Below are 12,828 nucleotides of genomic sequence, written 5' to 3' on the forward strand. Positions count from 1 at the left end.
GAAGAAGCGAAGCGTGGGCTAGAGATCAATATGTTTATGCTCGAATTGAATTTAATGTACCTTTGAAAGTAAATCTGGTTAAAGAAGAAAACAAGGAAAACACTAAGTTAGAAGGAATATATAAAGGAACTGAATTGACTTTAAGTTTCTCAAAACAAATCAAAAAAGGCGAAAAAATACTTGTAAAAGTATCGCTTTCGCCTACGAGTTATGAAGGTGCCAAACTAAACAGTTCTGAAATCAAAAATTGGGATTTTGAAAAAGTTAAGAAAGAGGCAGAAACCCTTTGGAACAAAGAATTATCAAAAATTGAAGTCACTTCTGATGATAAAGATAAGTTAGCGATTTTTTACACAGCTTTGTATCACACGATGATGCAACCCAATATTGCCCAAGATATAGACGGAAAATACCGTGGTAGAGACAATAAAATTCATCAAGCGGAAGGCTTTGATTATTATACCGTTTTTTCACTTTGGGATACCTTTAGAGGAGCACATCCGTTATATACTTTAATCGATAGAAAACGAACTTCTGATTACATCAATACGTTCATCAAACAATACGAACAAGGTGGTAGATTACCTGTTTGGGAATTGGCGTCTAATGAAACGGATTGTATGATTGGTTATCATTCGGTTTCTGTAATTGCAGATGCAATGGCAAAAGGCATAACAGGTTTTGATTACGAAAAAGCCTTTGAAGCCAGTAAAGCCTCAGCTATGAGAGATGTTTTGGGCTTAGAAGCCTACAAGAAAAACGGTTTCATTTCAATGGATGACGAACACGAAAGCATTTCTAAAACCTTAGAATATGCGTATGACGATTGGTGTATTGCTCAAATGGCTCAGATAATAAAAAACGGCAATGAAGTTGCTCGTTTTTCAAAACGTTCTGAAAATTGGAGAAACACTTTTGATTGGGAAACCGGTTTTATGCGTCCGAAGAAAAACGGTGGTTGGGACAAACCTTTTGATCCAAGAGAAGTGAATAATAATTTTACAGAAGGAAATTCTTGGCAGTATTCGTTTTTCGTGCCACAAAATATTTTTGGAATGATTGAAGCGTATGGCGGACCTGAAAAATTTGAAGCCAAGTTAGATGAAATGTTTAACAGCGAAAGCAAAACGACAGGCAGAGAACAAGTCGATGTAACGGGTTTAATTGGTCAATATGCGCACGGAAACGAACCCAGTCACCATATGGCGTATTTGTATAATTATGTTGGAAAACCTGAAAAAACAAAAGAAAAAGTACATTTTATTTTAAATGAATTTTACAAAAACACGCCCGATGGTTTAATTGGCAACGAAGATTGCGGCCAAATGAGTGCTTGGTATGTTTTGAGTGCTTTGGGAATTTACAATGTTTCACCTGGAAATATTGAACCTTCTTGGAGTACAACTGAACCATATTTTGAAAATATTAAAGTCAATTTTGAAAACAAAACATCAAAAATAATAACTAAAAATATGGGTTTATCATCTTTTGGATTAGAGATAATCAAAAGAGAATTATTTGCTTTACCTGAAAGAATCATCACTGTTCCAATAATTCAAGCAGAAAGTAAAGCATTTAAAGATAAATTGAAGATAGAATTGAAATCTCAAAATGCGAATGATAAAATATATTTTAAAATAAATAATTATGTTGAAACATTAGAAAAAAAATCATTTGAATTATATAATCAACCTTTTGAAATTCAGCAAAATGCAACAATATCTTGCTATGTTTTGAATAATAATTCTCAAAGCAACACCATATCTGCTCAATTCTTCAAAAAACCTAACAACTATACCATCAACATCAAATCCAAATACAATCCGCAATATCACGCTGGTGGTCCTGATGGCTTGTTAGATGGTATTTTAGGAACCGAGAACTGGAGAAAAGGCGATTGGCAAGGCTACCAAAGTCAGGATTTTGAGGCTGTTGTTGATTTACAAGTGGCGAAAGATATTACTGAAATTTCAGCCCGTTTTTTACAAGACCAACGTTCGTGGATTTTAATGCCAACCAAAGTGGAATATTACATTTCAGATGATAATGTGAATTTTACCTATTTCGGTTCGATAAACAATACATTAGATCCAAAAATAGAAGAAAATACGATTTTAAATTTCACTGCTAACGAAACCAATAACAAAAAAGCACGTTACGTAAAAGTTATTGCCAAGAACTTCGGAAAATTACCAGAATGGCATCAAGGTTTTGGCGGTGATGCGTTTATATTTGTAGATGAGATAATTATAAAATAATCAAAAAAAATCCCATAACTTAATCTGTTATGGGATTTTATATTTAAAACCTTATTTTTTATTCACGAAGTTTAATATGGGTTTCAATTGCTCCATATCAATATTCGATTTTTGCAGAATACTTAAAAATTCCATTGCGTTTTCTGGTTTCATATCGTTTCCTAAAACTCGAACAACCGTAAAACCTAATTCTTTTTTGTTTCCAAACAGAATTAACTCGTCAATTTCTTTATTATCACCAACTATCATTATAGAGGCGTTTTGCCCTACTCCATTTAATTTTATTAATGGTTGATACACGGTGTCTTTTAAAATTTCTTTAACTTCTTTTATTTCTTTTGTATATTGAGCGTTATTTTTTCCGTCTTTTTTAAAAGCTAAAATATTTACTTTATCAAACGATGCTAATGCCGCTTTTTCTGACGCAGATAACTTACTTTTATTAATATTTAAAATAGAAGAGGAAACGTCTAATGACATAAATTCCTTTTTTTCGCCACTTTCCACAAAGTATTTTTGTAAGGAAGCTTCTTGTTTACAACTGAATGTAATGACTGCAATAGCAAGTAAAAATACCTTTTTCATCCGATTATTTTTTTTCAATTTTACTTAAAATATCGGCTCCTGGAAGATTTAACTTTTTTACAAGTAATGCAATTTCACTCAAAGGAAAATCGCCTTTTATAGATACAATTGATGTTTTTACACCATTAAAATTACCGTTTACCACAACTAAAACTTCTTTTACATTGGTTTCATTTGCATCTGTTTTTCCGTACACTTTTATAGCATTTCCATCTTGCGTAGTGGACGAAATCGCATCTAAAGGATTCGATTTTAAATACGATGCCACTGCAGAATTTAAATCGCCACTCCATTTCGCTTGTGAGGTGTAATACGCTTGTAAATTATCTAATTTTTTAAGTAAATTCATATATTGCTGCATTTCTTTATCTTTTGCATCAACTTTAACTTTACTCATTAAATCGAACATTTTTTTAGAAACCACAATGCTTTCTACACCATCTTTATCTTCTAATTTATCAAAAGCATTTTGTGAAAACACTAATGACGAAACCATCAAAGCAACATAAACAATAATTTTTTTCATAACTCACTATTTTTTAATTTGAATATCAAAATCCATTCCAAAGATTAGACAACATTAAAGTAAAATTGTTACATAAAACAAAAACGCAGCATAATCTTACGATTTAGAAAATTTTAAAACTTTAAATTGATTCCTAATTTAAAGTTTCTTCCTCTTGCAGAATATCCAATATTTTCATAAAAATCTTTATCTAAAATATTTGTAACAGCCGTAAAAACAGATAATCTATTTGTTAGAACCTCATAAGAAATATTCGAATTTAAGATTTGATACGAGGCCAAAACGGTATTAACAGTAGCAAAAGTATTGTTATCAAAAAAAGCGTCGTTTCTGGATTCCACATATTGATATTGTGTATTCCAATGCATTTTTTTTGTTAAGTCTACATCAAATGAAACATTTACTTTATGCTTCGGAATTAACTTGCTTTGCGCTTCGGCAACTTGTGTAAACGTATAATTTCCATTTATAGAAAAATAAGAAACAGGTTTTAATACTAAATTAGTTTCAACACCTTTTGCAATAACTTGACTTGAATTATTAATGTATTTCGATTCATAAGTGACTTCATCGGTAAAAAAGTCGTAACTATTTTCTTCTTCTCTATAAAAACCAACCGCATTAAATGAAATTTTATTCTGAAACAAATTTGTTTCAAAACCCGCTTCAATAGTAGTGTTTTCTTCTGGTTTTAAAGTTAAATTTCCGTAGGGCGAATACAATTGATATAACGATGGCGTAATATATGCGGTGCTATAAGAAGAAATTAACTTTAAGGGCATTGTTTTAAAGTTGAACGAAGGATTAAAATTAAAAGTAGTATAATTACCATATACATTATGATTGTTAATTCTTGCACCCGCATTAATATTTAGTCCAAAATTTGAATAATATACCAATGTTGCGTAAGGATCAAACACGTTAAAGTTGGCTTGAGTATTTTTGATAGATTCATAAGCGCTTTCTTCCAGCATATCCATAAACTGAAATTGAGTTCCAAGTATTAAAAAAACCTGTTTTGAAAAATTATATTTGTTAAATAAATCGGCATTCAAACTTCTGGATTTGTAATACGAATAGTCAACACTGGAAGTCCAAGAGCTGTAAGTGTCGTATTTTCTTTCCAAATTTGTATAACCTGTTACAAAATTTAATTCTCCATTTACATATTTATATTTCGTGGTAAAACCAACCCTAAACTGTTCTGAAAAAGAAATGTTTGCCACTTCATCTGAAAAACTTCCACCATCAAAAGCAGATTTTAATCGGTCATAATTAGCAAAAGCCTGAAAATTAATTTTAGAATTAAAATCGATACCTATTTTTTGCATAATATTTACTCTTGAAAAATTATCTTCTTCAAAATTTGTACCTGCAGCTTCACTAATTCCTTTTGTTTCGGTACTATTTAATGATGTTAAATACGAAAAACGACCTTTTGTTCCATTTACAGAAAACCCTTGATTAAAATCTTGAGCACTTGTTTTTGTTTGATTGGCCACATTTTGTGTTCCTAAATTTATATAAGCGGTACCTTCGATTTCTTTTTTTACCGCTTTCTTTAATGTGATATTTATTAATCCTGTTGCAGCTCCAGAACCATATAAAGTACTGGCTGCTCCTTTCATAATTTCAATACTTTCAATTTGCTCTACAGGTAACAAACGTAAGTCGTATTGCAAACCAATTCCTGAAGCATCTGTTACAGGAACTCCGTCAATTACAATTAATACTTGGCGACTTCTTCCGCCTCGAATATAATATGCTAAATTTTTTCCGGTTCCAGACTGGTTCCCATTTACTTCTACACCAGCTACTTGACTTAAAACATTGGCTAAAGATTGGCCTTTTTTGTTTTCTAAATCTTTTGCTGTAATTTTTTCAATAATTTTTCCTGATTTTTCTTTGCTTTGCGCAAATTTGGTGTCGGAAATTACAATCTCTTGAATTGTTTTTGACAGATTTTGTTCTTGAGCCATAGCAAAAGAAGTTACCAACGTAAAATACGCAGATAGTTTAATGAAATTACGTTTCATTTTTACAATTTTAATTTTCCAATATGGGAGAAAAGTATAGAATTACCCATACCCAAACCTTTTTTCCCGAAAGTTTGATATTCAATGAATGTGGCAGGTCTCCTGGCTTGCATATTAGTGTCTTCCTTCCCATCTCGTTTAAAGCGAAACAGTGGATTTGCAGATAACACTAACGTATAATAGCATACAGTTGCGGGTACAGCTCAGGTGTTTCACCTGATTCCCTTTTAATGAATTTCTATGTTATAGAATTTCAACCATAATCAGACCACAAAAGTAATTTATTAAAAATTAAAATCAAACTATATAAATATCTTTTACTTTTGTAAAAAATTACACCAATGTATAGGTCTCGAAAATTTGCTTTTATTTTACTTTTATTTGTTTTTATTCAGTGTAAGAATAATAATGAAAACACATTAAAAAAAGCTTCGAACAACGAAATAAAACACGCAAAAGGACTGTCAATTATCACTAAAGATAATTATTCTGTAGTGGAAGTAAGTTCGCCTTGGCCAAATTCTAAAAAGAAATTTTTGTATATTTTAAAGAAAAAAAATGCTATTATTCCTGTAGAATATAAAAACGTGCCACAAATACAAGTTCCAATAAAAAATATTGTTCTAACATCAACTACGCATATTCCATCATTAGAAATGTTAGGTGAAGAATCAAAATTAGTTGGATTTCCAAATTTGAATTACATTTCTTCAGAAAAAGTAAGGAACTTAATTAATGCTGGAAAAATAAAAGAATTAGGGAGCAATCAAACCTTGAATACGGAAGTTCTGATAAATTTACAACCGGATATCATTATGGGCTATGGCTTAGACAATAGTAATCCAATTTTAGATAATTTAGAAAAAAATGGCTTAAAAGTAATTTTAAATGGCGATTGGAATGAACAATCTCCTTTAGGTAAAGTGGAGTGGATTAAACTTTTTGGTGTCCTTTTTGGGAAAGAAAAACAAGCAAATGCTATTTTTTCAACAATTGAAAATTCTTATAACGAAACCTTAAAATTAGTTGAAAATACTACTAAAAAACCAAGTGTTTTAAGTGGCTCAATGTATGAAAATACTTGGTATTTACCACAAGGCGAAAGTTGGGGTGCGAAATTTATAAGTAATGCCAAAGCAAATTATTTATGGAAGCATACAAAAGGAACAGGTAGTTTGGCATTATCTTTTGAAAAAGTATATAGTATTGCCAAAAATGCCGATATTTGGTTTATGGATCAATATACTTCTTTAGAAGAAATTAAAAATGCAAATCCGCATTATTCACAATTTAAAGCTTTTAAAGCAAAAAATATTTATTCGTTTAGTAAAAAGAAAGGCAAAACGGGTGGTGTAATTTATTACGAATTGGCGCCTAATCGACCAGATTTGGTGTTAAAAGATTTAGTAAAAATATTTCATCCAGAATTATTACCTAATTATCAACTATATTTCTTCGAAAAATTAAATTAAAATTGAAAAGAAACATCAAACATAAAATCCTGTTTACTTCATTACTAATTGGTTTAGTAGTTGTTTTTTTACTAAATATTGGTTTTGGTCAAGTTGCCATTCCTTTAAAAGAAATACTAAAATCCTTAGTGGGAATTGAAACCAATAATGCAACGTGGGAATATATTATACTGAATTTTCGATTACCAAAAGCCATTACAGCAATTTTAGTTGGTATTGGTTTGTCTATTTCAGGATTGTTGATGCAAACTTTATTCAGAAATCCACTTGCAGGACCTTATGTTTTGGGATTAAGCTCTGGTTCAAGTCTTGGTGTGGCTTTTGTAATTATGGGCGCTTCAATTTTACCAGGATTTTTTGCAGAATTTTTTGTATCCAGTTTAGGTATATTATTCGCCTCCATTTTAGGAAGTTTATTTGTATTATCTTTAGTTTTTTTAGTCTCCAAAAAATTAAAAGACACACTTTCAATTTTAATTGTTGGCTTAATGTTTAGTAGTTTCACTGGAGCAATTGTTAGCGTTTTAACTTATTTTAGTACCGCAGAACAATTACAAAAATTCACATTTTGGTCTATGGGAAATTTAGGAAACTTAAGTTGGTTACAACTTTTAATTTTAAGTATTTCTGTTACGATTGGGTGTTTATTTAGTCTGTTTTCTATAAAAAGTTTAGACGCATTTTTATTGGGTGAAAATTATGCGAAAAGCATTGGAATTAATATAAAAAAACAACGAAATATAATTTTTATTTCAACCGGAATATTAGCGGGTAGTATCACTGCATTTGTGGGACCAATTGCTTTTGTAGGTTTGGCCGTGCCACATATTTCGAAATTACTTTTTCAAACAAGTAATCATAAAACATTATTTTTTTCTACGATGATTTTAGGTGCGGTAATTATGCTTATTTGTGATACTGTTTCACAATTACCCGGATTCGATTTTACATTGCCAATTAATGCAATTACATCAATTTTAGGAGCACCAATAGTAATTTGGTTGTTGATAAGAAAAAGAGGAATCAGTTAGAATTATATGATGATGATTAATAACACTAACATATTACAAACTAAAAATCTATCCATTGGTTATACTTCCAAAAAAGAAGTAAAAACTATTGCGACTGACATCTCTATTTCTTTAAATAAAGGAAAATTAATTACGTTAATTGGTGGAAACGGTATTGGAAAATCGACTTTATTACGAACAATTACAGCTATTCAAAAACCGATTTCAGGTGAAGTTTTTTTGAATGAAAAGGACATTTTTTCAATGGATAATTCGGATTTGGCACAACAACAAAGTTTAGTTTTAACCGATAAATTACCAAGTAGTAATTTAACCGTTTGGGAATTAATTGCTTTAGGCAGACAACCCTATACCAATTGGATTGGCAATTTAACTGATGATGATTATTCGAAAATTAAAACAGCTGTTCAACTCACCAATATTGAACATTTAATAGAAAAAAAACATTACGAAATTTCAGATGGACAATTACAAAAAGTTTTAATTGCAAGAGCCTTAGCACAAGATACTGATTTAATTATTTTGGATGAACCCACAACCCATTTAGATTTGTTTCATAAAGTTTCGGTGTTTAAATTATTACAAAAACTGGCACACGAAACAGAAAAATGTATTTTATTTTCAACTCACGATATCGATTTGGCCATTCAGCTTTCTGATGAAATGATAGTAATGACAGAAGGTTTCTGTATTCAAGATCAACCTTGCAATTTAATTAAAAAAGGTGTTTTTGATACGTTATTTAAAGATGAGCATATTGTTTTTGATAAAGAAAAAGGAAAGTTTATTGTGAGATAGAAATCTCACCATTAAGAAATTAAGAATAGTTTAGCTGATTTTAAAAATCTTAATTTACTTAATGTCTTAATGGTAAAATCTACTCCAAAATCCTATCAAAACTTTCCTTAAAAATTTCTTTTACTTCGCCAGCTTTTAAATCATCTAATTCAATATTCCCAACTCGAATTCTAATTAATCGTAAGGTTGGAAATCCAACAGCAGAAGTCATCTTTCGTACTTGTCGAAATTTTCCTTCAGTTAGCGTTATTGAAACCCAACTTGTAGGTCCGTGTCGCTCGTCTCTAATTCTTCTGCCTTCACCAATGTGAGTTGGATTATCAATTAATTTAACTTGACATTTTTTTGTTATATATTTTTTGCCGTGAAAACCAATTTCTACACCATTTTTCAGTTGTTCAACGGCTTTTAATGTAATAATTCCATCAACTTGCGCATAATATTCTTTCTCCACTTTTTTACTTCGAACCAATTCACTCATCATTCCATCAGTGGTGAGCAATAATAGCCCTTCAGAATCTTCATCTAATCTACCAATCGCCATTGTGCCTTCTGGAAAATCATAAAGTTCACCTAATTTTCTTTTATTACGCTTTAATTCGTAAATAAATTGACTAATATATCCGTGTGGCTTATGTAAAATAAAATGTTGGTGTATCTTCATAGTGCAAAAATAGTTTTAATTCTAAACATTTAGAATAATAGAAAATTAAAAATTAGAAGAACTTTATGTGTTTTATTTTTATAATTGAGGAAAAATTTAAAAAAAATAGTAATTTTACTATCTAACAAATTTTATTCCGAAAATGAACACATCTATTATCTTAGTATTCGCCATTTTAATTGCTTTAGCCATTGGTTTTTACATTGGAAAGCTACTTTCAAAAACCCAGTCTAATGCTGAAAAAAGCAATTTAGAAGGGCAATTAACATCACAATCGCATCAACTTGCAGAATTAAAATCATCGTTTCAGAATTTGCAAATCGAGAAACAAAAAATACAAACTGAAAAAGAAGAATTTGCCGTTTTATTGGCAAAAAAAGAAAATGATTTCGATAATTTATTAGATCGTACCAAAGAACAAAAAGAAGAATTAAATCATTTGCAAGAGAAATTTACTAAAGAATTTGAAAATTTAGCCAATAAAATTTTAGAAGAAAAAACGCAGAAATTTACCGAACAAAACAAAGAAAACTTAAAAAATATTTTATCACCATTACAAGATAAAATTTTACATTTTGAGAAAAAAGTTGAAGACACACATAAAGAAAGCATTGATTATCACGCTGCTTTACGTCAACAAATTGTTAGCTTAAGCGAAATGAATGCCCAAATGAGCAAAGAAACCATCAACTTAACCAAGGCTTTAAAAGGCGATAGTAAAATGCAAGGGAATTGGGGCGAACTCGTTTTAGAACGTGTATTAGAAAAATCTGGATTAGAAAAAGGTCGAGAATACGAAGTACAACAGGCGTTTACAACTGCAGAAGGCACAAGAATTTTACCCGATGTAATTATCAATTTACCTGATGGAAAAAAGATGGTTGTAGATAGTAAAGTATCATTAACGGCTTATGAAAAATATGTAAATGAAGAAGATGATGTGCAACAAAATATTCATTTAAAAGAGCACGTAAATTCGGTTAAACGACACGTAGAACAATTAAGTAACAAACGTTATCAAGACATTTATCAAATGGAAAGTCCTGATTTTGTTTTGTTGTTCATTCCAATTGAACCCGCTTTCGCATTGGCGTTACAAGAAGATTTAACCTTATACAATAAGGCATTTGAAAAAAATATTGTGATTGTAACTCCTTCTACACTATTAGCGACTTTACGAACTATTGATAGTATGTGGACCAATCAAAAACAACAAGAAAACGCCATTGAAATTGCGCGTCAAGCAGGTGCCTTGTATGATAAATTTGAAGGTTTTGTTTCAGATTTAATTAAAATTGGTAAGAAAATGGACGAAGCCAAAGTAGAATATTCTGCAGCAATGAATAAACTTACCGAAGGAAAAGGAAATTTAGTTACAAGTGCTGAAAAATTAAAGAAAATGGGAGCTAAAGCAAAAAAAGCTTTACCAGAAGCTATTTTGAAACGAGCTGAAAATGACGAAGATTTATTAATTGAAACTGACAATTAATTCAGAGTATATGACAAACAATATGACCCTTATTCAAAAAGTACTTATATATGGAATATTAGCTATTGTATTAGCTGGCGCTTCGTACGTTTCTTTTTTATACTACGCAACTTTTAGTGACGGAATGCGTGCTGGCGAATTAATAAAATTTAGCCATAAAGGTTACTTTTTTAAAACTTGGGAAGGTGAATTAAGTCAAGGTCTTTCAAGTTCACAAAAATTTGCATTTTCTGTAATGGATAATGAGCCAGAAGTAATTGAACAATTAAAAAACAATCAAGGGAAATTTGTAAGAATAGAATATATTGAACGTTATGACACTTTTTTATGGTGGGGCGATTCTAATTATTATATTACAAAAGTTCAACCTGAAAAATAAACTTATTTTAATAGTAAATAAATGAATACAGCTAATACAGTCTCAGCATCTAAAGTAACGTTAACTCAATTAATGTTGCCATCGCATAGTAATTTTAGTGGTAAAATTCACGGTGGCTATTTATTAAGTTTAATGGATCAAATTGCTTTTGCTTGTGCTTCTAAATATTGTGGAAGTTATTGCGTAACAGCATCCGTTGATACTGTAAATTTTTTGAATCCTGTTGAAATCGGCGAATTAGTCACCTTAAAAGCAAGTGTGAATTATGTAGGTAATAGCTCAATGGTGGTTGGAATTAGAGTGACTTCTCAAAATATTCAAACGGGAAAAGTAAAACATACCAATTCAAGTTATTTTACTATGGTTGCCAAAAATGAAAAAGGTGAAAATGTAAAGGTTCCAAAATTAATTTTATCAAATTTAGAAGAAGTGCGACATTTTTATGAAAGTATCAATAGAATTTCTGCTAAAAAAGAATATTTAGAAGAGGAAATAACTTTAGATTTTGAATCAAAAGAAGCGCTAAAGAATTTAGAAAAATATAATGTTCTTCTGAAATTAAAATAAATTTCAGATTTTTTAAATTTTTATACAAGTAAAAGAATTTAAACTTTCCAAATGCAAAACTGTTTTGGTGTTTGATTCATTTTTAGAATACATTGGGGAAAATTTAGCACCATAAACTACTTCATTAAATGTATATGAAGTCCTTTTAGCAACTGTAGATGAATACATATCGTCAAATGTTTTTATATAAACTAAAATTTCTCCAATAGTATTTTTATAATCAGATTGATTTAAATTAAATAGTGGACTTTCCTCATCTATTGGATGCACTAATGTCCAACTTAAAGTTAAAGAATTTATTTTACCCATTTCTAAAGGTAAATTATAAAATTTATTAGAAATAACTCCATTTTCATCAATTAAAATACCAACAGTAACAAAAGCTTCAGCATCAGTTAAATTGGTGTTTTTATGAGGTGCCAAACGCATCATTAAAGCGGTTCCTTCTTTATAAGGAGCTATTAACGCATTTTCTGAAAACTTTATAAATGCATTTGGTTTACTAAATCTTCCGTAAAACAAACCTGTTGCTATTGCAAAACTTAGCAATCCTGACAATGCTTCTACAGCTGCCACAAAACTGGCTAAAAAACCTGAAGGACTAATATGCCCATAGCCAACTGTAGTAAAAGTTTGAATACTAAAAAAGAAAGCTTCACCAAACTTATCAATTCTTGAAACGGAGGTTACTCCACGCAAATTCTCAACTCCAATTAACATATAAATGGAAGCAAAAAACAAATTGACAATAAAATAAAAAAGAATTATTATAAAGAAAAATTTCCATCGTGGTATTTTTAACATAGTATGATACCAACTAATACCTTCCAAAAAACCAATACCCACTTTTTGAATATTTGCATTCCCGTTTTTATTTATGAACCGACCGCCATAATTTTGAGAATTTGTACCAAAACCGGTATTGTTTTCAGCTTTTGCTTTTTTATTTATTTTATGAAGTAATGCCATATATTAAAAAAGTCCCAATAATTTGGGACTTTGTAAAAGTAATATTTTTTATAA

General features: G+C 30.2%; 12 protein-coding genes and 1 riboswitch. Of the genes, 7 read left to right on the forward strand and 5 right to left on the reverse strand.

All coding sequences use genetic code 11. The features are described 5' to 3' along the window. A partial coding sequence (locus ACIQ11_RS04510; protein WP_396153206.1) for a GH92 family glycosyl hydrolase occupies positions 1–2,258 on the forward strand: 2,258 nt, incomplete at its 5' end. 51 nt (positions 2,259–2,309) lie between these two features. Here ACIQ11_RS04510 and ACIQ11_RS04515 read toward each other — a convergent pair. The 3 genes from ACIQ11_RS04515 to ACIQ11_RS04525 form a co-directional block, all read right to left on the reverse strand. Continuing rightward, positions 2,310–2,843, reverse strand: a complete 534-nt coding sequence (locus ACIQ11_RS04515) for a DUF4252 domain-containing protein (RefSeq protein WP_291242131.1) — start codon at positions 2,841–2,843, stop codon at positions 2,310–2,312. 4 nt (positions 2,844–2,847) lie between these two features. Next, a complete protein-coding gene (locus tag ACIQ11_RS04520) occupies positions 2,848–3,369 on the reverse strand; it encodes a DUF4252 domain-containing protein (protein ID WP_396153208.1) in 522 nt (173 codons plus the stop codon). A 113-nt stretch (positions 3,370–3,482) separates the two neighbouring features. After that, positions 3,483–5,405: a TonB-dependent receptor plug domain-containing protein gene (locus tag ACIQ11_RS04525; RefSeq protein ID WP_396153211.1), complete on the reverse strand. Its 1,923-nt coding sequence runs from the start codon at positions 5,403–5,405 to the stop codon at positions 3,483–3,485. A gap of 74 nt (positions 5,406–5,479) precedes the next feature. After that, a riboswitch (cobalamin riboswitch) is annotated at positions 5,480–5,693 on the reverse strand. A 53-nt stretch (positions 5,694–5,746) separates the two neighbouring features. On the opposite strand from ACIQ11_RS04525, the gene ACIQ11_RS04530 reads away from it, so the two are divergent. The 3 genes from ACIQ11_RS04530 to ACIQ11_RS04540 are packed head-to-tail and all read left to right on the forward strand — an operon-like array spanning position 5,747 to position 8,706. Then, on the forward strand, positions 5,747–6,877 hold the full coding sequence (locus ACIQ11_RS04530) for an ABC transporter substrate-binding protein (RefSeq protein WP_396153213.1): 1,131 nt from the start codon (positions 5,747–5,749) through the stop codon (positions 6,875–6,877). A gap of 2 nt (positions 6,878–6,879) precedes the next feature. Beyond that, positions 6,880–7,908 (forward strand): iron chelate uptake ABC transporter family permease subunit, encoded by a 1,029-nt coding sequence (locus ACIQ11_RS04535; protein WP_396153217.1) that lies wholly within the window; start codon positions 6,880–6,882, stop codon positions 7,906–7,908. Positions 7,909–7,920: 12 nt separating this feature from the next. After that, complete coding sequence (locus tag ACIQ11_RS04540) at positions 7,921–8,706, forward strand: ABC transporter ATP-binding protein (protein WP_396153219.1); 786 nt, start codon at positions 7,921–7,923, stop codon at positions 8,704–8,706. A gap of 79 nt (positions 8,707–8,785) precedes the next feature. Here ACIQ11_RS04540 and ACIQ11_RS04545 read toward each other — a convergent pair whose 3' ends face one another. Continuing rightward, the gene (locus tag ACIQ11_RS04545; protein WP_396153221.1) at positions 8,786–9,370 is read right to left on the reverse strand and encodes a pseudouridine synthase; all 585 of its coding nucleotides are present in this window, start codon (positions 9,368–9,370) and stop codon (positions 8,786–8,788) included. Between the two features lie 142 nt (positions 9,371–9,512). Here ACIQ11_RS04545 and rmuC point away from each other — a divergent pair, with 142 nt between their 5' ends. Genes rmuC through ACIQ11_RS04560 form a run of 3 tightly spaced genes read left to right on the forward strand, consistent with a single transcriptional unit; the run spans position 9,513 to position 11,805 of the window. Continuing rightward, a complete protein-coding gene (gene rmuC / locus ACIQ11_RS04550; protein WP_396153223.1) occupies positions 9,513–10,859 on the forward strand; it encodes a DNA recombination protein RmuC in 1,347 nt (448 codons plus the stop codon). Between the two features lie 10 nt (positions 10,860–10,869). Then, positions 10,870–11,238 (forward strand): 6-phosphogluconate dehydrogenase, encoded by a 369-nt coding sequence (locus ACIQ11_RS04555; RefSeq protein ID WP_396153225.1) that lies wholly within the window; start codon positions 10,870–10,872, stop codon positions 11,236–11,238. Positions 11,239–11,259: 21 nt separating this feature from the next. Beyond that, positions 11,260–11,805, forward strand: coding sequence for an acyl-CoA thioesterase (locus tag ACIQ11_RS04560; RefSeq protein WP_396153227.1), 546 nt, complete (start codon positions 11,260–11,262; stop codon positions 11,803–11,805). 12 nt (positions 11,806–11,817) lie between these two features. Here the strand turns inward: ACIQ11_RS04560 and ACIQ11_RS04565 are convergent, their stop codons facing one another. Further along, the gene (locus tag ACIQ11_RS04565) at positions 11,818–12,774 is read right to left on the reverse strand and encodes an ion channel (protein ID WP_396153229.1); all 957 of its coding nucleotides are present in this window, start codon (positions 12,772–12,774) and stop codon (positions 11,818–11,820) included. Between the last annotated feature and the right edge of the window lie 54 nt (positions 12,775–12,828).

It is taken from the genome of Flavobacterium sp., assembly GCF_044361065.1.
Taxonomy (GTDB): Bacteria; Bacteroidota; Bacteroidia; order Flavobacteriales; family Flavobacteriaceae; genus Flavobacterium.

Coding starts and splice junctions, on each gene's coding strand:
- ACIQ11_RS04530 (WP_396153213.1), top strand. CDS start 5,747: ATGTATAGGTCTCGAAAATTTGCTTTTATTTTACTTTTATTTGTTTTT.
- ACIQ11_RS04560 (WP_396153227.1), top strand. CDS start 11,260: ATGAATACAGCTAATACAGTCTCAGCATCTAAAGTAACGTTAACTCAA.
- ACIQ11_RS04565 (WP_396153229.1), bottom strand. CDS start 12,774: ATGGCATTACTTCATAAAATAAATAAAAAAGCAAAAGCTGAAAACAAT.
- ACIQ11_RS04540 (WP_396153219.1), top strand. CDS start 7,921: ATGATTAATAACACTAACATATTACAAACTAAAAATCTATCCATTGGT.
- ACIQ11_RS04555 (WP_396153225.1), top strand. CDS start 10,870: ATGACAAACAATATGACCCTTATTCAAAAAGTACTTATATATGGAATA.
- ACIQ11_RS04545 (WP_396153221.1), bottom strand. CDS start 9,370: ATGAAGATACACCAACATTTTATTTTACATAAGCCACACGGATATATT.
- ACIQ11_RS04520 (WP_396153208.1), bottom strand. CDS start 3,369: ATGAAAAAAATTATTGTTTATGTTGCTTTGATGGTTTCGTCATTAGTG.
- rmuC (WP_396153223.1), top strand. CDS start 9,513: ATGAACACATCTATTATCTTAGTATTCGCCATTTTAATTGCTTTAGCC.
- ACIQ11_RS04525 (WP_396153211.1), bottom strand. CDS start 5,405: ATGAAACGTAATTTCATTAAACTATCTGCGTATTTTACGTTGGTAACT.
- ACIQ11_RS04515 (WP_291242131.1), bottom strand. CDS start 2,843: ATGAAAAAGGTATTTTTACTTGCTATTGCAGTCATTACATTCAGTTGT.